Origin of the sequence: uncultured Winogradskyella sp., assembly GCF_947498345.1 — a bacterium.
Classification (GTDB): Bacteria; Bacteroidota; Bacteroidia; order Flavobacteriales; family Flavobacteriaceae; genus Winogradskyella.
The window spans coordinates 65,530-86,714 of the sequence record NZ_CANMJY010000011.1 but is presented as its reverse complement, the minus strand read 5'-3'; the positions used below and the strand labels follow the sequence as shown (position 1 = coordinate 86,714).

Here is a 21,185-nt window from a genome sequence, read left to right as displayed (position 1 = left end):
AATTAATAGCCACTCGTTTTGAGTGGCTATTAATTTTTATATAGGCTTAGTTAAAGTAGACTTCCCCCGGAATGATATTAATCGTAACCGAATTTATTATAGCATTAGTCGTAAGGTCATAAGCAAATAAAGAACCATTACTTGTAAAATCACCGGCATCAACGCCATATAGTACAGAATTATTAACTGACATATCATAAAAATTTAGCCCAGTAATCTCAGAAGTAGTAGGCAAAGTTGTTGAAGTGCTATTCATTTTATAAACTTCTCCAGCCATATAATAATATAAGACACCATTATCTAAAGCTAAAAAACTTGGGTGCTCAGTTATCCCAAAATCAATTGCAGTTACGCTATTATTTACAGTATTAATTTTAGATAATTGACCTGCTGTTTCATCTCCAGTCCAAGATGGTTTTCCTCCACATAAAACCCATAAATTCCCAGTATTATCAAGTAACATTGAATTAGGAACATCACCAACTGTAATTGTAGTAGATACATTATCTGAATTTGTATCAACTACCGAAATTATATTATTCTGACCAAACCCACCTTTATGAGCTACATATATGGTATCTCCATTAGCAATAATTTCTTCTGGACCTTCACCTACAGAAATACTTTGCGCATTTAGAGTATTACTTGTTAAATCAATTATTGCTAAGTAATCGTCTGTAGCTACAGTACCATCACCCCAATTTGTAACGTACCCTTTACCATTAGCAAAAGCTATGTATCTTGGATTATTTAACCCTGAATCTATCGTAGCAATAGATTCAAAAGTATACCTGTTAACAATCTCAATAGAATTAGATACATTAAGAACAATGTAAGCCAAATCCCCATTAAACGCTATACTTTGTGCTGTATCACCTAATGGAGTAGAATTAACTGAATTGTATATATTATTCTCTACTGTCGTTAAATCATAACTCACATAAGAAACTGAAGCATTTCCCTGTCCAAAGTTACCTTCATGAGAAATCAAGAGTCCATCCTCATAATCCCCAAGAGGAACATTTGGCGACGAATCATCATCACTACATGAGTTAAAAAACAATCCAACGGTTAAAAGAAGTAGAGCAATTTTTTTTGTATTCATAATTATTAAAATTTAAGTGTTAGTCTAATATTAAAGTTTCTATTAGGCATTGGACGCAATGCTACGTTTTCGTAATAGGTATTATATACATTATTAATTCTGAAGTCGACTGTATAATTTGTTTTAGCGTTAGAGTTTAGTTTATAGGACACTCCTAAATTCCCTATATCAAAACCTTTAAGGGTATTCCCTATTATATCAACTTCGCCATTATATAAGTGTTGATAAAAAGCAGAAAACACTTTGTAACTATAGGATAAAGACATATTGGCTTTATGAAGAGGTACATAAAAAAGACGTTGTTGTTTTTCAACATCCTCGGTTTCAGTATATGAATATAAAGTAGATAAAAACAAGGAATGGTCTTCATTTATCTTTTTTGTAACATCTAACTCAAACTCTAAACCATAATGTTTTGCATTAGCTATATTAACAGGACTCCAATAACCTGTATTGTTGTTTGGCCTCCACTGAATAAGATCTGATGTTTCTATATAGAAAGTATTTAGCCTAAAAGCAACAGTCTTAAACTTTAATTCGTGACCTAAATCAAATTGAAAAGAATCTTCTGGCTCTAATTCTAGATTACCACCAGGAGTCCAGTACAGATCATTGAATGTTGGTACTCTAAAGTTTTTAGAAGCATTAAATTTTAAAGTGTAAGATTTAGAAACGTTATAACTTAAATCGCCAGAAAATACAATAGGGCTTTCAAAATCTGAAATAATATCTTTTCTTAAACTCAATGTATATTGCAATTTCTCAAAAGGTCTATGATCTAAAATGACAGTTGCAGAAAATGCATTTCGTCTTGGATTTGAAAAACTATTACCTACAGAAGTGATATAACTATAATCGCTTATAGCACTTAATATGAGATTATTTGAAAAATGATGTTTGTAATGATACTTTATAAGCCAGGTATTAGCTTTACCTTTAGAAAAATTATCTAAATCTTTATTTTCAAAGAACTTAAATTGTTCTAATAAATGAACTGCTTTTAGACTTGATGTAAAATTAGACCCAATACGAGTCCATTCTAACATACTTCTATAGTCTTCAGATTCATACTTACTGTTAGAAGGCGCTAATAAAGTCGAAGAAAACTCTCTATTACTTCTAAAATTCTGATGATATAATTTCAACACATCCCTATCTGAAACAATATAACCTAGATTGAGATTGACATCTAAATTATTGAAAGCACCATTTTCATTTCTCCTATCTGTACCTAAAAACTTGTAATCATTATCAGAATCCAAAAAAGCTATACCAAAATTACCTGACCAGGAACCATTTCCAAAAGTCGAATTATAAGTAACATTTTTGGTGTTAAAACTACCTAATCCTAGCTGTACCTTGTTCTCAAAATGTTCTGAAAAGTCTAATTGATTAGATAAATGTACTGTACCACCAATAGCACCACTTCCATATTGCACACTTCCACCTCCACTTCTAATGGCTATATTACTATAATTAGAAGATGAAACTGTGTTGAAATCTACTTGTCCGTTGAGCTGTGAATTAATGTTAATTCCATTCCAAATAACCGCAGTTTGAGAGGCGTTTGTACCTCTAAATGAAGGCGAAGACACCATACCATAACCATTCTCTTTAAAATAAATATTAGTATTAAATCTCAAAACATCAGTTAAGGATACATTGTTCTTTTTAAGTATAGAATCATTAAGAACTTTAAGCTTATAGCCATTAGCATAGTGCTTCAGTTTAATATCACTTAGTACAATTTCGTCGAGTCTTTGTATAGAATCCATAGACGATTGTGCAACAATTACGTTACTAAAAAGCAGCAATAAAAAAAATAGACAGCTATACCTCATACCTCAAATACTTTTCTCCCGAAAGTAATTTTGATTAATGAATTAAGGCAGGTCTCCTGACTTGCGTCTTGTTATTGGTCTTCCCAGAAATTAATTTCCAGTGACATTGAAGGTAACAACAAGCGTAATAGCTTACAGTTGCGGGAACAGTTCTGGAATTTCACCAGATTCCCTTTTAATCTATTTAGTTAAACTAAACAGAACCAAAATTCGATGCGAAATTAAACAATTTGTTTAAGGATTTACTCAAAACTTCAAATAATCTTACTTTTGAGTTTTTAACCCGTATTAAAAATGAGGCTATCAGTATTCTTTATATTGCTAATAACTTTTGTTTCATGTAAGAATGAACAAAAAAATGAGATTCCTTCTCAAACTGAAAATCATACTTTAGAATTAAAATATGCTAAAGGCTTTTCAGTTGATGATAATGGAGACCATATAATACTTAGCATCTTAAAACCTTGGCCCGATGCTAGTAAAACTTACAAGTACCTTATCGCTTCAAAAGAGGTTTTATCAAAAATGACATTTCCATCAGATTATTATGATGGTATCATAGCAAATGAGATTAATAAGATCGTAGTGACTTCTACAACGCATATTCCTGCTCTGGAATTATTAGGTGTAGAACAAGCATTAGTCGGTTTTCCAGGAACGAATTATATCTCTTCAGATAAGACAAGGAAATTAATTGATGAAGGTAAAATAAGAGAACTTGGTAAAAACGAGGGTATTAATACAGAAGTGCTTTTAGAATTAAATCCAGATGCGGTAATAGGTTTCGGTGTAGATGGAGTTAACAAGACTTTCGAAACCATTAAAAAAGCTGGAATCCCTATAATATATAATGGTGATTGGGTAGAATCTTCTGCACTGGCAAAAGCTGAATGGATTAAATTTTTTGGAGTGCTTTTCAACAAAGAAAAAGAAGCAGATTCTATTTTTAATCAAATTGAAAAAGATTATTTAGCCGCTAAGGATATTGCAAAACTAGCAAAACACAAACCAACCATTTTAAGTGGCGCTATGCATAAAGAAGTTTGGTACATGCCAAATGGTTCTAGTCCTGAAGCACAATTTCTAAAAGATGCCAATGTAGATTATCTCTGGAGTGACACTTCTGGCAATGGTAGTTTGGCACTAAACTTTGAAGTCGTCTTAGAAAAGGCCAAAAATGCAGATATTTGGCTAAGCCCATCATATTATACAAGTTTTAGTCAGCTTAAAGATGCAAGTGTGCTATATACTAATTTTAGTGCATTTAAAAATAAATCGATTTATACATTTTCTAATACAACAGGTACTACTGGAGGAGTTTTATATTATGAATTAGGAACTGCTCGACCAGACTTGGTTTTAAAAGATATTATTAAAGTCTGTCACCCAGAACTTTTAAAAGGTTACACTCCTTACTTTTTTAAACTTCTTAATTAATTGAGCAAACAAAAAACATATTATTCACAGTTTCTACTGCTTTTGGTGGTTTTAATTCTGTGCTTTTTTATCAATTTAAGTTTAGGTTCAGTTAGCATTCCTTTGAAAAGTATTTTTGGCAGTCTATTTGGCTCATTAGAGAATAACACCTGGGAAATTATTATTATTGATTATCGTCTGCCAAAAGCCATAACAGCAATTCTTGTGGGATCTGGCTTAGGCATTTCAGGATTATTAATGCAAACACTTTTTAGAAACCCTTTGGCTGGCCCTTTTGTACTTGGTATAAGCTCGGGTGCCAGTTTGGGTGTAGCATTAGTTATATTAGGGTCAGGGTTATTTGGTGGGTTATTAACCACTGTATTAATTTCTAAATGGAGTATTGTTATCGCCTCTAGTTTAGGGAGTTTCTTAGTGCTTATGGCTGTAATCGCTGTCTCAAGTAAAGTAAGAGATACTATGGCTATTCTCATTATAGGCCTAATGTTTGGCAGTATTACAGCAGCTGTAGTAAGCGTACTCTCCTATTTTAGCTCTGCCGAACAATTACAACAATACATTTTTTGGGGATTTGGTAGTTTAAGTAATTTATCTTGGCAAGACCTCTTAATCTTCTTTGGTATTTATACTATTGGCATTATTCTAAGTATTGCATCAATAAAAGGGCTTAATAGTCTTTTACTAGGAGATAATTATGCGAAGAGCTTAGGCTTAAATCTAAAACAAAATCGATTAATATTGATACTAGCCACCAGCTTAATCGCTGGTACTATAACAGCATTTGCTGGTCCAATTGCTTTTATAGGCTTAGCTATTCCACACTTAACACGGCAGATTTTTAAAACTTCTAATCATAAAATATTATTACCAGCAGTATTTTTGTTTGGTGCTATTGTAATGCTCATATGCGATAGTATTGCGCAAATTCCAGGAAGTGATTACACCTTACCTATTAACGCCATAACCGCTTTAATTGGTGCACCAGTGGTAATTTGGTTATTAGTAAGACAACGAAAAATGATATTTTAGATGAACATAGATACTAAAAATATCATCCTAAAAGCAGAAAACCTATCTATTGGATACAAAACGAAGAAGGCTAAATTTATAGTAGCTTCAAATATTAATTTTGAATTACAGCAAGGTCAGCTCATAGGTTTGGTAGGCGCTAATGGAATTGGTAAATCAACACTTTTAAGAACATTAATTAAAGTGCAGCCAACACTTTCTGGTTCTATACTACTAAATGGAAATGTATTAGAATCGATAAACACTTTAGATTTAGCAAAGCAGTTAAGTATTGTACTAACGGAACCTTTAAGCTCTAAAAACCTAACCGTTTATGAACTTGTTGCTTTAGGAAGACATCCTTACACCAACTGGATTGGTAATTTAACTAAAAACGATGCTGATGTTATAAACAATGCTTTAGATCTCGTAAATATTTCTGGTTTAAAAGACAAACGCTGTTATGAGTTAAGTGATGGTCAACTACAAAAAGTAATGTTAGCTCGAGCTTTAGCCCAAGACACAGACATTATAGTTTTAGATGAACCAACGACACATTTAGACATGTATCATAAGGCATATATTTTAAAGTTGTTACAAAAACTAACTAAAGAGACCGGTAAAACGATTCTTTTCTCTTCTCACGAAATTGATTTGGCAATTCAACTATGTGACAGTATGATTGTAATGAAAGCCGACAAAGTTATTTATAATGCGCCTTGTAATTTAATTTCTAGTGGTGTTTTTGAATCGCTTTTCCCAAAAGATCTAATTGCTTTTGATAGTAAAACAGGGAGTTTTCGTGTTAATAAATAAGCTTTATTTCTACTTTTAAAAAAAGTATCTTTGAGTCTTACAATTCTATTTAATGAACGATAATATAATTCTCATATTAACCATTTTGGTTTCTGCAGTCATTGGAGGCTATCTCGGCATGCTCATTACAAAACTCAAAACCAAAGGCGAACAAAGTACACTCGAAGAGCGTCAAAATCAATTAAGTCTTACCATTAATGACCTAAAGCAAAATATTTCAAAGATCGAAAATGAAAAAGAGATTATAAGAAATGAAAAAGAGTTTTTAAATACTGAGCTTTCAAGACGTAATACTGAGTTCGAAAATCTTCAACAACACAACCTTAAACGTGATGAAGAATTAGCCAAACAACAAGAACAATTGCGAAAAGATTTCGAATTAATGGCTTCAAAAATTCTAGACGAAAAATCAGAGAAATTCACGCTTCAGAATAAAGAAAACATAAAAAATATTCTTAATCCTCTCGAAGAGAAGATAAAAACCTTCGAAAAGAAAGTTGAAGACACACAAAAAGAAAGCATAAGCATGCATTCGGCTTTAAAAGAGCAGTTGCTTGGCCTTAAAGATCTCAACCAACAAATGGCTAAAGAAGCTACCAATCTTACCAAAGCATTAAAAGGAGATAGTAAAACACAAGGAAATTGGGGTGAACTTGTTTTAGAACGGGTTTTAGAAAAATCGGGCTTAGAAAAAGACCGAGAGTACTTTGTACAACAGAATTTTCAGCGCGATGATGGCTCTCGTGTAATGCCAGATGTAGTACTTCACCTCCCTGATTCTAAAAAAATGATTATTGACTCTAAAGTATCGCTAACAGATTATGAGCGTATGGTCAATACAGATGATGAAGAGCGAACGCTATTTTTAAAAGCACATGTCAACTCTATAAAAAAGCATGTAGACCAATTGTCTGCTAAAAATTATCAAGATCTTTATGATATAGAATCCCCAGACTTTGTATTAATGTTTATACCTATTGAACCTGCTTTTGCAGTAGCGATTAATGAAGACAACTCTTTATATAACAAAGCGTTTGAACAAAATATTGTTATTGTAACTCCTTCTACCCTCTTAGCCACATTACGGACTATTGACACAATGTGGAACAACGAAAAACAACAACAAAATGCCATAGAAATTGCGAGACAGGCTGGTGCTCTATATGATAAATTTGAAGGTTTAGTAACTGACTTAACCGGAGTTGGTAAAAAAATTGATGCTGCCAAGAACGATTATTCTTCGGCAATGAATAAATTAGTTGAAGGCAAAGGCAATCTTATTTCGCGTATTGAAAATATTAAAAAAATGGGGGCCAAAGCAAAAAAATCACTTCCCGAAAATATTATTAAGCGTGCATCCGAGGATGATTATTAAATTAATTCCTTTAAAGTGGAATATTTAAAGTTATTCCATTATAAAGGCATATATTTGTTTATTCCGCTTTAAAGGCATATTTTTATTAAAAATAATAATGCATGACAAGTGTAATTACTGGAGATATAATCAATTCAGGACAATTTAAAAATCCCGAAGTCTGGCTAATACCTTTAAAAAATGCCTTAATCAAAATTGGCATTGAAAAAAAGTATTGGGAAATATTCCGTGGGGATAGTTTTCAAATTGAGGTTAAAAACATTTACGAAAGTTTTATAATAAGTCTATATATAAAAGCTTCTATAAAAACAATAAAGGGCTTAGATGTGAGGATGGCTATAGGAATAGGCAGTAAAAACTTTGGCGGTAATACGATTGCCGAATCTAATGGTGAAGCCTTTCAATTTTCTGGCTTAAGGCTAGAAGACTTAAAAGAAGAGAAAGTTAACTTAATGATTAAGTCAAGGTTTTCAGATTTTGATAAAGAAATGAATCTATATTTTAAATTAGCATCGATCGCAATGGATAACTGGACAGTGAATTCTGCGGAAGTTGCTAAACTTTTTTATGAGTTTCCTAATAAAACACAAGAAGAATTAGCAAAACTTATAAATATAAGTCAAGATGCTGTTAGTAAAAGGGTAAAAAGAGCTCACTTAGATAAACTTTTTGAGCTCGACCTAATGTTTAGGTTAAAATTGGAAAAATTAATATCATGATTTTATTATTCTTAAAACTTATTCTAACACACTTAGTTGGCGATTTCTTTTTACAACCACAAAAATGGGTAAAAGATAAAGAGAAAAAAAAGCTAAAATCTATTTGGTTATATATACATGTTACTATTCATATTGTATTGATGTTTCTTATAATTTGGGACTTATCATATACATTGCTAATTCTATTTATTGGTATAGCACATCTTATTATTGATGCTTTAAAACTACTAATGCAAAACAAAAAGACTAAACGACTTTACTTTTTTATTGATCAAGCCTTGCATGTATTATCTATTTTAGTACTCTCTTACCTCTTTAAAGATAATCTTGAACATAACGATATAATTTTAAACTTTACTTTAAGCACACATGCTTTACTTTTTATAATTTGTTTTGGCTTTTTAACTATGCCAACATCAATTATAATGAAAATTATTTTTTCAAAATGGAATATTTCTAAACTAACAAAAGGCAACAACTCTTTAGAAGATGCGGGACAATATATTGGCATTTTAGAACGTGTTTTAGTCTTTATCTTTATTATTGTTGGGCATTGGGAAGCTGTTGGGTTTTTAATTACAGCAAAATCTGTTTTTAGATTTGGCGATTTAACATCTACTAAAGAGCGAAAACTTACAGAATACATTTTAATTGGTACACTTATAAGCTTTGGAATTGCTATTATCATTGGTCTAATGTACTTAAATCTAAAACCTTATGTATAAAACTACAGACGATTCTAGAATACAAATTTCTGAGTTAATGCTACCCTCGCATGCTAATTTTGGCGGTAAAATTCATGGTGGTTACATTCTAGAACTCATGGATCAAATTGCATTTGCTTGTGCTTCTAAGCATTCTCGCAGTTATTGTGTAACAGCATCTGTGAATAAGGTCGATTTTTTGAATCCTATTGAAGTTGGTGAATTAGTTACCATGAAAGCTTCTGTTAATTATGTTGGCAAATCATCTATGGTAGTAGGCATTCGTGTAGAATCTGAAAATATTCAAACAGGGCTTAAGAAACATTGTAATTCATCTTACTTTACTATGGTCGCTGTTGATAAATTAGGAAAAACGCTTACTGTACCTGGTTTAATACTTAAGACAAAAATGGACGCTAAGCGTTTTATAAAATCTATCATTAGACGTCAAAGTGATATCAAACGAAGTGAGGACTTAGATCGTCTTTATAAAAATGTTGACAATCATTTAGAGCAGCTTAAGGATTATCGCGTAAAAATAGATTTTAAATAAAAAGCCATTTCTTAAAGAAATGGCTTTTTATTTATTAGTTTATACTAGTAAACTATTGCTTAATAAATCGCTTAGTTTGTGTTGTTTTATCATTAGATACTCTAACCAAATAAATACCACTTTTCCAATTAGATACATCAATAGAGGATTCTAACTGATTAATTGCCCCTCTATAGATACGTTTACCTAAGACATCAAAAACTTCAATCTTAAAATCTATATTTAATACAGGTAACTTAATATTAAGCTTGTTTCTACCTGGATTAGGTGAAATTACGAATTCATCATTTTGAAGTTTTAAATCTGAAATATTCAAAGGTGCGCCAGCAGTGATATTATCTAAATGCATTTCTGCATCAGTAACCTCTCCAATCCATGATGGGTTAGGATTGCTAAGTATTCTAAATTCAGTAACTCCAGATAAAGTAGCATTTGCATCTGTACCTGCAGCACTGCCATCGTTTCCTGCAGGAGCAGATATTAAATCTGTTTCAGAAATTGGAATTGCGACTCCTACCCACCCCGAACCTGCAGTAACTACAACTGCGGGAGAAGAAAAATTTCCACCAGCACCAGTAACAGATACACGAATAGAAACATCGAAATTCAATGCTCTAACATCCATCAAAATTGAGCCTACACCTGCAGCATTGTAATCGCCTATCCATTGTGTAGTATTTCTTATAATCATTCTAGATCCAGGACCCCCTGGATTTTGTGTGGTGTAGTCTCTTAAATATCCATCATCCTCTCCATCTGGTCCATCAGTAGCAACATTCTCGGCAGGTGCGCCAGATGAACCTGCTTCAAACCAATTCTGCTCTGTGCCATCGTTAAAATCATCAGATTGATTTAAAACGACCTGTGCATATATAGCATTAAGCGCAAAAACTGTAAAAAATGTAAGTAAAATTCTTTTCATAAGGCATTCAATTTTAGTGCTAAGTTAATAATTATATACTATTTAGCTAAACAGTTAATCGAAAACTGTGCCGTTATTTACTCAAGTACATTTTTCGTCTAGAGTATAGATCGTAAAACTCGTCTTCCTTTAAACTGTTGATAAACAATATACTCTCACCTGTACTCTTCATTTCTGGGCCTAGTTTCTTATTAACATTAGGAAATTTATTAAATGAAAATACAGGTTGCTTAATTGCATAGCCTTCTAACTGAGGATTAAAGTTAAAATCTGTAACTTTTTTCTTACCCAACATTACCTTTGTTGCATAATTAACATAAGGCTCCTTGTATGCTTTAGCAATAAATGGTACAGTACGTGATGCTCTTGGGTTGGCTTCAATAATATAAACCGTATCGTCTTTTATGGCAAATTGAATATTAATTAATCCAACAGTATTTAAGGCTCTGGCGATGGTATGTGTATGGTCTATAATTTGCTGCATCACTAAATCTCCTAAGTTGAAAGCTGGCAATGTTGCATTACTATCACCAGAATGTATTCCACAAGGCTCAATATGCTCCATGATACCAATAATATATACATTACCATCACCATCACATATAGCATCTGCTTCGGCTTCAATTGCTCCGTCTAAGTAATGGTCTAGTAGTAATTTATTCCCTGGTATAGATTTTAATAAGTCAATTACATGGGCTTCTAATTCATCTTTATTAATTACAATCTTCATGCCTTGACCACCAAGTACATAAGATGGTCTTACTAAAATTGGAAAATCTAAAACATCAGCTATAGCAAGTGCTTCATCTGCTGTCTCTGCGGTATCAAATTGTGGGTATGGAATATTGTTTTCCTTTAATAATGTTGAAAAACTTCCTCTATCTTCCGCTAAATCTAAGGATTGAAAACTTGTTCCCATGATTTTAACGCCATATCGCTCTAGCTTCTCTGCTAACTTTAAAGCTGTTTGCCCTCCAAGTTGTACGATGACTCCCTCAGGTTTTTCGTGCTGAATGATATCATAGATATGCTCCCAAAATACAGGTTCAAAATAGAGTTTATCTGCAATATCAAAGTCTGTTGAAACTGTCTCAGGATTACAGTTAATCATAATCGTTTCGTAACCACACTCAGATGCTGCTAAAACGCCATGTACACAACAATAATCAAACTCAATACCTTGACCTATTCGATTAGGTCCCGAACCTAAAACTATAATTTTCTTTCGGTCGGTTACTACACTTTCGTTATCAACATATACTTTTCCGTCAACAGATTCTACTTCACTTTCAAATGTTGAATAATAGTATGGGGTCTGCGCTTTAAATTCTGCAGCGCAGGTGTCTACTAATTTATAAACCCGATTTATATTAAGTTCTCGTCGCTTATTATATACCTTACTTTCTAAACAACCAAGCATATGAGCAATCTGCCTGTCGCCATAGCCTTTTTGTTTTGCTTCGAGTAATAATTCTCTTTCAATAGTATCTATATTGAATGTGGAAATCTCTTTATGTAATTGAAATAGTTCTTCATATTGTTTTAAGAACCACATATCAATTTTAGTAATTTCGAAAATACGACTCAATGGAATACCAATTTCTATAGCATCGTAAATGGCAAACACACGATCCCAACTTGCATATTTCAATTTCTTGATTATAGTATCGTAATCTTTGTAACCTTTTCCGTCTGCTCCTAATCCATTGCGTTTAATTTCCAATGATTGTGTTGCTTTGTGTAATGCTTCCTGGAATGAGCGACCAATGGCCATCACTTCCCCTACAGCTTTCATTTGCAAACCTAAAGTTCTGTCTGAGCCTTCAAACTTATCAAAATTCCAACGTGGTATTTTTACAATAACATAATCTAAAGTTGGTTCAAATAAAGCAGAGGTTGACTTTGTAATTTGATTACTCAATTCATCTAAGGTATAGCCTAATGCTAGTTTTGCAGCAATCTTAGCAATAGGATAACCTGTTGCCTTGCTTGCTAAGGCTGATGAACGCGACACCCTTGGGTTAATCTCAATAGCAATAATTTCTTCTTCTTCATCTGGACTTACAGCAAACTGCACATTACAACCACCTGCAAAATCACCAATACTTCGCATCATATGGATGGCCATATCTCGCATTTTCTGGAAGGTCTTATCCGATAATGTCATTGCTGGTGCAACGGTTATGGAGTCACCAGTATGAATCCCCATAGGATCCATATTTTCTATAGTACAAATAATAACAACATTGTCGTTTTTGTCGCGTAACAATTCTAGCTCATATTCTTTCCAACCTAACAAGGCTTTATCAATCATTACCTCATGTATTGGAGAAATCTCTAATCCTCTGGTTAAGGCTTCATCAAATTCTTTTTCATCATATACAATAGATGCACCAGCACCACCTAAAGTAAACGAGGCTCTAATACATAATGGAAATCCAAACTCTTGTGCTATTTCTTTTCCTTTTAAAAAAGAGGTTGCTGTTTCTTGCGGTGCCATACCAACACCAATTTTCGTCATTAAATCTCTAAACTGTTCTCTATCTTCTGTAATGTTAATAGCATCAATATCTACACCTATGATTTCTACATCAAAATCATTCCAAATACCTTTCTCATCTGCCTCTATACAGAGATTTAAAGCAGTTTGCCCACCCATTGTTGGCAATACAGCATCAATTTGAGGATGTTCTTTTAAAATTTTTATGATAGACTTTGTTGTTAATGGCAAAAGGTATACATGATCTGCCATTGTAGGATCTGTCATAATTGTTGCAGGATTAGAATTGATAAGAACAGTTTCAATTCCGTCTTCTCTCAATGATCGTAATGCTTGAGAACCTGAGTAGTCGAATTCGCAGGCCTGGCCTATAATAATTGGACCAGAACCGATAAGTAAAATAGATTTGATGTTTTTGTTTTTTGGCATGAGATTGTCTTTTGGTTTGCAAAAATAAATATCAATAGGGTATAAAAAAAGGTGTTACACCTAAGTAACACCTTTAAAATATTAACAATTGTTAATCATTATTTTTTATGTCTTAATTCTGAAGATACAGACAATTTCTTTCTTCCTTTAGCTCTTCTGCGTGCTAAAACTTTTCTTCCGTTTACAGAAGCCATTCTTTCTCTAAAACCGTGCTTGTTTCTTCTCTTTCTCTTTGACGGTTGAAACGTTCTTTTTGGCATGTCCTATCTTTTTAAAATCTTATATACTAATATTAATGTTTGAGTGCTATCTCAAAACTGCGTGCAAATATACAACAAGTTTTTACTTTAGCAAGTGCCAAAATAAAAATATTTCAACAGAATTTTATTAACTTTGCCAACCTTAAAAAAACAAAACGAACTATGTTCAATAAAAATATAAAGTTAGTCATTGCCGTATTAATTATAGCCTATGCAATATACCAATTCATTGAAGGCTATATAGGTAATGGTATTATGTATATACTCCTTTCAACAATATTCATTTTTCTTTATTTTAAAAATGAATTGATTTTGTTGGCCTTCTTAAAATTACGCAAGCAAGATTTCCCTGGCGCAAAGAAATGGCTGGATAAAATAAAAAACCCAGAAACAGCTTTAGTAAAAAAGCAACAAGGTTATTTAAATTACTTGAACGGAATTATGGTTTCTCAAACCAATATGAATGAAGCCGAAAAATATTTTAAAAAAGCTATTGGTCTAGGTTTATCCATGGATCATGATCTGGCTATGGCAAAATTGAATTTAGCTGGAATAGCATTTTCTAAACGTCGTAAGCAAGAAGCACAAAAACTATTATCTGAAGCAGAAAAACTAGACAAAAGAGATATGCTTGCTGAACAAATTAAAATGATGAAGCAGCAGATGAAGAAAGCTTCGATACCAAAACAACATTATGGTCAACCTACTTCTGCCAGACAACATCGTAGAAGTAGACGTTAATGAAAAGAAGCGATTAAAAAAAGACTTAAATAATATTTAAGTCTTTTTTTAATCTATTATCTACTTATAAAATCCTTCTTTAGGGATTTCGATAGTATAAAGTTTTCTTGATTTATTATTTAAATGTCTTTCTCTTAACCAAGGGTTATGTAATTTGAGTATTTTATAGTTAATTCCAAATTGCTTTGCAAATTGCGAAAAATCGGTTACAGCTGTATCTACCTCAATTTTGTATGTTGGTATGTGTTTGTATAAATCACTTAGATTAAAGTTAAAACCATATTTAGATGGGTGATTTAAAATTTCTTTTAATGCAACTATTCTAAACATATAACGCCCTGTTTCTTCTCCCAAAAGTAAATCGTAATAATCGTTGACTCTTTGCTCTTTTAATCGTCTTGAAACACCTGAATTACCAGCATTATAAGCTGCCGCAGCCAAAGTCCACGAACCCAATTCCGCTTTAGCTTTCTTTAAATATTTACACGCAACTTCAGTAGCCATTTCCAGATTATAACGTTCATCAACATTAGAGTTAACTTCTAAACCGTTTTCTCGTCCAGTAGTTTTCATAATCTGCCAAAAACCTCTTGCCCCAGCAGGTGAAACAGCATTGGTTAAACCGCTTTCTATGACAGCCAAATATTTAAAATCGTCTGGTACTCCATTCTTTTTTAAGATAGGCTCTATGATTGGGAAATATTTCTGAGCACGTTTAAACATTAACAGACCATTAGATTGCCAATAGGTGTTTACTAACAATTCTCTATCCATACGTTCATAAATATCTGGATTTTCTACAGGAACCATTTCTCCTGCAAAGTTTAGACCTTCTGGCATTTCTAAAGCATAGACATTATAATCGTTAACTATTGGTGTTTCTTTTACCAGAATATCATCTGATGGTGCTTTTTGCATCGAGAAGATAAAAAGACCTGAAATACAGACTAATCCTATAGTAGCTAAAATATTTTTTAAGATTTGCATGGCATTAATTTTTTTACAATGTAATAAACTATTTAATTCTTTCAAATTCAAGACTCTATAAGTTTAGGCAAATTTTCGTTAAACCACTTATATTTATTTATAATCATAATATGTGTTCCTCCTTTTATAACAATACAATCACCATCACAAGAATGCGGAAAAACAATATCCTTATCACCATGAATATATATAGCTTCTGGGTGTGGTTCTTCTTGTGACCAGCACACTACTTGCTTAATGGCCCAATCTAAATATACTTTATCACTTACCGAAAGGTATTTTTTGTACAAATCCACACGCTTTTTAATCGTTTCTCCAAATGCATATTTTGCTAATAAATCAATATTGCTCATCAGCTGTGTTGGCAATATTTTATAAGCTTTAGTATACTTTAATAATTTTAGGCGTTTTGGTAATTCATAGTGCGATTTAACACTAGATACCACAAAGAGCTTCTTTAAATTTAAAAATTGACTCATTTCTTGTACTAACATACCTCCAAAAGAAACGCCAAGTAATACAATATTGTCGTGTGTTACAAATTTACACATACGCTTTGCATAGTCTTGCAATGTTTCATTTTTATTAGGGATCTGCCATTCTAACCAGTGTATTTCATAATTGTCTTCTGGTAATTTAATATGCTCAAATATGGTAGGATTTGCTGCCATACCAGGCATTAAGTAAACATGTGTAATATCTGAATCCATTATTTTTGGGTCAATTTTATATCTTTGATATCTTTTCCAAAAAGGAAAAGCATAATTGTCTAAAATTTAAGGTTTTAACACCAAAGACCTTAAAGTGTCGTTGATTTTTTGTACCTTTGCACTGCAAAACTATATAAAATATAGTATCTACTTGCCAACCGCTAACTTTAAAAACGAAGAAAATTATGACTGAAACTGCTGAACTGATTGATAATGACTTTCTGCGTCAATATGAATTAAAGGTTGAAGATGAAATGGCTGTTATTGAATATTCCTTACAAGAACGTAAGATATTCTTAACAAAAATGGTGATTCCAGAGGCAATTAAAACTACAGAATTTGAAAAAGAGTTTTTAGCAATGGTGTTTGATGATATTAAGGAACGAAACATAAGTGTTGTTCCTACAAGTCCTGAAATTGCAAAATTTGTAAGAAGTAACAGAAAATATAAACGAATGCTACCTGTTGGTATTCGTATATAAACTGAAAAAGAAATAAAATTAAAACCCAAAACTGTAAAGTTTTGGGTTTTTTGTTGCATTAATTAAAAATACCTCTTTTCTATATAGAATTTATTCACTTAACAACTCATCAACAAACGCTTCAAATTCTTTCTTAAACTCAATATATTTCTCACCTGTTGCTGGTCCATTAAAACCTGTGTGTATCTTACGAACTTTACCTCTTTTATCAATAAAAATTGAAGTCGGATAAGACAACACATGGTTTAGCATTGGTAATTTTTCTTGGGCTTTTACCTTATCTGAAGTTCCATATTGAGCTAATAGTATTGGATATTCAATACCAACATTTACAACCAAACGGTCTATACGACTAAAAGCAGTTTCTTTATCTTTGGCATATTCAAAAGCAAGTGCAATAATCTCTAAATCTTTGTCTTTATTTTTCTTGTAAAAATCTGCATAGTATTTGCTTTCATCCAAGCAATTAGGGCACCAGGTTCCCATAATCTGTACAATCACTACTTTGCCCTTAAACTTATCATCTTTTAGACCAACTAACTCATCAGAAGTATTAGGAAAAACAAAATCGATACTATCATAACCTTCTTTTAAAAATGTTAAGTCATTAGCACTTGGTAATTCGTAGTTTTCATTACGCTTTGCCACAAAAGGCTCTTTCCAGTGATTACCAGAATAAAATGTACCTTCCATTGTTGAGTCAGATACCTTAGCTGTAAATAAAAAGGCATGAGCTCCATCAAAAGTAGAAAGCTTCATAGTATTACCCATCATTGAACCTTCTAGATAACGATAATCACCAGTAGTCGTTCTAAATGTACCTAAAACTTTATTACCTGTTCTTTTAAAAATACCTTTAGCAATATATTCATCGCCCTCAATTCCTTTACTAAACACTGTTTCCCATACGCCATTGACACTCTTAGATGGTTTTTCAGAAAAAGGAAACCTATTAGAATTACCATATTCTGCTGTAAATGGCACAATACGATCTAAACTTTCTTTTATAAAACTACCTTTTAGATTATTGCCTTCAAAAATAGCAGCGATATAGCCCTCAAATACAGGAGCTTTAATAAAAACAGAATCATTTCTATATTCAATTTCATCAACTTCAATTACCTCTTCTGCATTGTATATATTTAATGTTGTTGGTGACTTTACTTCAAAAATAAAAGGCAAAGACTCATTATCCTGTACGTCTAAAACTGCTCTATACTTCCCTATTTTAAGTTTGTTAGATTTTACATCTTCTTTTTTAACAGCATCCTTGCATGAAAAAACAGTTAAAACAATAAGGCAAGCAATTAGGTAGCGCATAATAAATGTGTTTTAATAATATTCGAAATAACAACAAATCCCTTACATAAAAAAGTGATATTCAATTTCATTAGGAGTCTAGTATTATTATCTTTGTGCCTTCATTAAATTAACCGCATGAAAATTTCATACAACTGGCTTAAACAGTTTATAAAGATAGATTGGGACGCTGAAAAAACTGGAGAATTACTTACAGATCTTGGCTTAGAAATAGAAGGTATTGAACGCTACGAATCCGTAAAAGGTGGCTTAGAAGGTATTGTTGTAGGCGAAGTATTAACCTGTGAGCAACACCCAAATGCAGATCGATTAAAAGTTACCACTGTAAATATTGGTGGAGATGCACCAGTAAAAATTGTTTGTGGAGCACCAAATGTTGCTGCCGGACAAAAAGTTCCTGTGGCAACTATAGGAACTACTCTTTATACTGCTGAAGGGGAAGCCTGGAAGATTAAAAAAGGTAAAATTCGCGGTGAAGAAAGTCATGGTATGATTTGCGCTGAGGACGAACTTGGTCTTGGTGAGTCTCATGATGGTATTATGGTCTTAGACAAACAATTTGTTGTTGGTACTCCTGCAGCAGAACTATTTGATATTGAAAATGATGATGTTTTTGAAATAGGTTTAACACCTAACAGAGCCGATGCCATGAGTCACTATGGTGTAGCAAGAGATTTAAAAGCAGGTTTATTACAAAAAGAAGTTGCTTTAGAATTGATAACACCTTCTGTAAGTTCTTACCATGTTGATGCTCGCTCACTTAAGGTTGATGTAGATGTTAAAGACAAAGAAAAATGTCCGCGTTATTGTGGTGTTACTATTTCTGGAGTTAAAGTTGAGCCCTCCCCTAACTGGTTACAACATCGCTTAAAATCTATTGGCTTATCGCCTATCAATAATATTGTTGATATTACCAACTATGTATTACACGAATTAGGACAACCTCTACATGCTTTTGATGCCAATAAAGTTTCAGGTAATAAGATTGAAGTAAAAACGTGTAAAGCAGGAACAAAATTTACTACTCTAGACGAAGTAGTTAGAGAATTACATGCAGATGATCTAATGATTTGCGACGCTGAAAAACCAATGTGTATTGCTGGTGTTTTTGGCGGTATTGATTCTGGTGTTACTGAAGGGACTAGTAACATTTTTTTAGAAAGTGCTTACTTTGATCCTGTTAGCATAAGAAAAACAGCAAAACGTCATGGATTAAATACGGATGCCTCTTTTAGGTTTGAAAGAGGTATTGATCCAAATATCACTGAATATGCTTTAAAGCGTGCTGCATTATTGATTACTGAAATTGCTGGCGGCGAAATTACGAGTGATATTTCTGATGCTTATCCTAATAAAATTAAGGATTTTGAAGTTAGATTAAGTTTTGAAAACGCTAAGAAATTAATTGGAGAGGAAATTCCTAAAGAAACTATAAAGAGTATACTCACGTCTTTAGACATAAAAGTAAATAATGTTACTGAAGCTGGCTTGGGGCTTACAGTGCCAGCATATAGAAATGATGTACAGCGCGAAGCCGATATTATTGAAGAAATCCTTAGAGTATATGGTTACAATAATGTTGGTACTACAGAAAAGCTAAATGCATCTATTTCTAATTCATCACGTTTTGAAGATTATAAACTTCAAAATATTATTGGCAATCAATTAGCTTCCCAAGGCTTTTTTGAGATTATGGCTAATTCATTGACCTCGCCAAAATATGTGGAATTAAGCGAACAATTAAATACAGAGCATAATGTGCAAATGCTAAATCCTCTAAGTAACGATTTGGAAGTAATGCGTCAATCTTTAATGTTTTCTGGTTTAGAAGCCGTGTCTCATAACATTAATAGAAAACGTGAGGATTTAAAGTTATTCGAATTTGGAAAAACCTACCATCAATATACTGAAGGAAGAGAAGAACATAAGCATTTGTCTCTATTTGTTACAGGAAAGAAAGTAGAAGAACGCTGGAATACAATTGCTACACCTAGTGACTTCTTTTACCTTAAAGGAACTATAGACACTATCTTACAGCGTTTGGGCTTAAATCGTTTAAAATCTGCAGCAACAAAGCTAGATATTCTAAGTGAGGGCATGAGTCTCTCACTAGGAAAGAAAAAAATGGTGGATTTTGGCTTGGTTAAAAAATCTGTTTTAAAACATTTTGGGATTTCGCAAAATGTGCTGTTTGCTGATTTTAACTGGGACAATGTTTTAGAAATGGCGAAGCACAATAAAATTAAATTCAATGCCATACCAAAATACCCTGAAGTAAGACGTGATTTTGCTTTGCTTATTGACCATAGTGTTTCTTTTGAAGACATATATACCATAGCAAAACAGACCGAAAAGCAATTGCTTAAAAATGTAAATTTATTTGATGTTTATGAAGGTAAGAACTTACCAGGAGGCAAAAAGAGTTATGCTATAAGTTTTACCCTTCAAGACGAAAACAAAACACTTACGGATAAACAGATTGATAAGATTATGAATAAACTACAATCTAATTTTGAAAATAAGCTCGGTGCTAAACTGCGATAAAATACTACGTTTACTCAAAAAAAAGCCTTAGTCTTAAGACAAAGGCTTTTTTATTATGCTTTCGCAACTTTATTCTCTTTGTTTTTTTTAGGTTTGAATCTTACTTTTAAATTCTTAAACTCAGAAGTTATATATACTAATAGTGCATAGAAAAATACAACTGCTCCTAACATTTCCAATAGCTCTTCAAAAGAATACATCATTGCATAAGCAAAAGTATATTGTCCTTCTACTTCTGCGTGCATTCCACTTATCGCTTCCATACCTACAGCACCAAAGACATAAAGCACACCAGCAATTATAAAAAGTTTTAGTACATGCTTAGGCAATCGCATCATAAACTTAAAATAAGCCAAAGCTATAATTATAGTAACTATTATATAAGGAATAAACCATGCGAAATATAAAAGGCCAGAGGTGTTGAATAGCTTCTCCATTGGTGCTCTAAGCTGCTCATGTATTTGAATCATCTCATCAAGAGCCAAAAAAACAAAAATTGTAGATAAACCTAACCAGTGCCAAAACTTATTACCTAAAGCTTTGTGCCTTCTCCCTATTAATGCTAATAAAATACCATTAGACAATAGTACTAAAGAAGAAAAATATGTTGGTAAATTAGCTTCAAGATTAAAATCAAACAATTTAATTAATAGTCTTGTAATCTTACTTTCCATACCCTCGGTATTAAACCTTAAAAAAACAGCAAAAAGATTCCCTATTAAAAGCAGACCT

At 32.5% G+C, this 21,185-nt stretch carries 19 protein-coding genes and 1 riboswitch; of the genes, 10 read left to right on the top strand and 9 right to left on the bottom strand.

What is annotated here, in order from left to right:
- Positions 1 to 46 precede the first annotated feature (46 nt).
- Positions 47 to 1,105 (bottom strand): DUF5074 domain-containing protein, encoded by a 1,059-nt coding sequence (locus Q0912_RS14465; protein ID WP_299116347.1) that lies wholly within the window; start codon positions 1,103 to 1,105, stop codon positions 47 to 49.
- A 5-nt stretch (positions 1,106 to 1,110) separates the two neighbouring features.
- The gene (locus Q0912_RS14460) at positions 1,111 to 2,880 is read right to left on the bottom strand and encodes a TonB-dependent receptor (RefSeq protein ID WP_299116345.1); all 1,770 of its coding nucleotides are present in this window, start codon (positions 2,878 to 2,880) and stop codon (positions 1,111 to 1,113) included.
- A 94-nt stretch (positions 2,881 to 2,974) separates the two neighbouring features.
- A riboswitch (cobalamin riboswitch) is annotated at positions 2,975 to 3,169 on the bottom strand.
- A gap of 71 nt (positions 3,170 to 3,240) precedes the next feature.
- On the opposite strand from Q0912_RS14460, the gene Q0912_RS14455 reads away from it, so the two are divergent.
- The 7 genes from Q0912_RS14455 to Q0912_RS14425 all read left to right on the top strand — a co-directional run bounded on the left by Q0912_RS14455 (position 3,241) and on the right by Q0912_RS14425 (position 9,558).
- Positions 3,241 to 4,383, top strand: coding sequence for an ABC transporter substrate-binding protein (locus tag Q0912_RS14455; RefSeq protein WP_299116343.1), 1,143 nt, complete (start codon positions 3,241 to 3,243; stop codon positions 4,381 to 4,383).
- A complete protein-coding gene (locus Q0912_RS14450; RefSeq protein ID WP_299116341.1) occupies positions 4,384 to 5,412 on the top strand; it encodes an iron ABC transporter permease in 1,029 nt (342 codons plus the stop codon).
- Positions 5,413 to 6,207 (top strand): ABC transporter ATP-binding protein, encoded by a 795-nt coding sequence (locus Q0912_RS14445; protein WP_299116338.1) that lies wholly within the window; start codon positions 5,413 to 5,415, stop codon positions 6,205 to 6,207.
- A 52-nt stretch (positions 6,208 to 6,259) separates the two neighbouring features.
- Positions 6,260 to 7,582, top strand: coding sequence for a DNA recombination protein RmuC (rmuC, locus tag Q0912_RS14440; RefSeq protein WP_299116336.1), 1,323 nt, complete (start codon positions 6,260 to 6,262; stop codon positions 7,580 to 7,582).
- Between the two features lie 101 nt (positions 7,583 to 7,683).
- Entirely contained in the window at positions 7,684 to 8,301 is a 618-nt protein-coding gene (locus Q0912_RS14435; protein WP_299116334.1) for a transcriptional regulator, read from the top strand.
- Positions 8,298 to 9,026: a DUF3307 domain-containing protein gene (locus tag Q0912_RS14430; protein ID WP_299116332.1), complete on the top strand. Its 729-nt coding sequence runs from the start codon at positions 8,298 to 8,300 to the stop codon at positions 9,024 to 9,026. The genes Q0912_RS14435 and Q0912_RS14430 overlap by 4 nt, the downstream gene beginning before the upstream one ends.
- Positions 9,019 to 9,558, top strand: coding sequence for an acyl-CoA thioesterase (locus tag Q0912_RS14425; protein ID WP_299116330.1), 540 nt, complete (start codon positions 9,019 to 9,021; stop codon positions 9,556 to 9,558). Before Q0912_RS14430 ends, Q0912_RS14425 begins: the two co-directional genes overlap by 8 nt.
- Before the next feature lie 52 nt (positions 9,559 to 9,610).
- Here Q0912_RS14425 and Q0912_RS14420 read toward each other — a convergent pair whose 3' ends face one another.
- The 3 genes from Q0912_RS14420 to rpmH form a co-directional block, all read right to left on the bottom strand.
- Complete coding sequence (locus Q0912_RS14420) at positions 9,611 to 10,480, bottom strand: T9SS type A sorting domain-containing protein (protein ID WP_299116328.1); 870 nt, start codon at positions 10,478 to 10,480, stop codon at positions 9,611 to 9,613.
- 73 nt (positions 10,481 to 10,553) lie between these two features.
- Positions 10,554 to 13,409 carry a carbamoyl-phosphate synthase large subunit gene (gene carB / locus Q0912_RS14415; protein WP_299116326.1) on the bottom strand — a complete coding sequence of 952 codons (2,856 nt, stop codon included), beginning with the start codon at positions 13,407 to 13,409 and terminating at the stop codon, positions 10,554 to 10,556.
- A gap of 98 nt (positions 13,410 to 13,507) precedes the next feature.
- Complete coding sequence (rpmH, locus tag Q0912_RS14410; protein WP_138434274.1) at positions 13,508 to 13,669, bottom strand: 50S ribosomal protein L34; 162 nt, start codon at positions 13,667 to 13,669, stop codon at positions 13,508 to 13,510.
- Positions 13,670 to 13,831: 162 nt separating this feature from the next.
- On the opposite strand from rpmH, the gene Q0912_RS14405 reads away from it, so the two are divergent.
- Positions 13,832 to 14,410: a DUF2892 domain-containing protein gene (locus Q0912_RS14405; protein ID WP_299116325.1), complete on the top strand. Its 579-nt coding sequence runs from the start codon at positions 13,832 to 13,834 to the stop codon at positions 14,408 to 14,410.
- 60 nt (positions 14,411 to 14,470) lie between these two features.
- On the opposite strand, the gene Q0912_RS14400 is transcribed toward Q0912_RS14405, so the two are convergent.
- Positions 14,471 to 15,397, bottom strand: coding sequence for a lytic transglycosylase domain-containing protein (locus Q0912_RS14400; RefSeq protein ID WP_299116324.1), 927 nt, complete (start codon positions 15,395 to 15,397; stop codon positions 14,471 to 14,473).
- 47 nt (positions 15,398 to 15,444) lie between these two features.
- Positions 15,445 to 16,107: an alpha/beta hydrolase gene (locus tag Q0912_RS14395; protein ID WP_299116322.1), complete on the bottom strand. Its 663-nt coding sequence runs from the start codon at positions 16,105 to 16,107 to the stop codon at positions 15,445 to 15,447.
- 185 nt (positions 16,108 to 16,292) lie between these two features.
- Between Q0912_RS14395 and Q0912_RS14390 the strand changes: the two genes are divergently transcribed.
- Positions 16,293 to 16,589, top strand: a complete 297-nt coding sequence (locus Q0912_RS14390; RefSeq protein ID WP_299116320.1) for an N-acetyltransferase — start codon at positions 16,293 to 16,295, stop codon at positions 16,587 to 16,589.
- Between the two features lie 90 nt (positions 16,590 to 16,679).
- Here Q0912_RS14390 and Q0912_RS14385 read toward each other — a convergent pair whose 3' ends face one another.
- On the bottom strand, positions 16,680 to 17,909 hold the full coding sequence (locus tag Q0912_RS14385; RefSeq protein WP_299116318.1) for a TlpA disulfide reductase family protein: 1,230 nt from the start codon (positions 17,907 to 17,909) through the stop codon (positions 16,680 to 16,682).
- A 117-nt stretch (positions 17,910 to 18,026) separates the two neighbouring features.
- Between Q0912_RS14385 and pheT the strand changes: the two genes are divergently transcribed.
- A complete protein-coding gene (pheT, locus tag Q0912_RS14380; RefSeq protein WP_299116316.1) occupies positions 18,027 to 20,453 on the top strand; it encodes a phenylalanine--tRNA ligase subunit beta in 2,427 nt (808 codons plus the stop codon).
- A 53-nt stretch (positions 20,454 to 20,506) separates the two neighbouring features.
- On the opposite strand, the gene Q0912_RS14375 is transcribed toward pheT, so the two are convergent.
- On the bottom strand, positions 20,507 to 21,127 hold the full coding sequence (locus Q0912_RS14375) for a hypothetical protein (protein ID WP_299116314.1): 621 nt from the start codon (positions 21,125 to 21,127) through the stop codon (positions 20,507 to 20,509).
- Positions 21,128 to 21,185 lie beyond the last annotated feature (58 nt).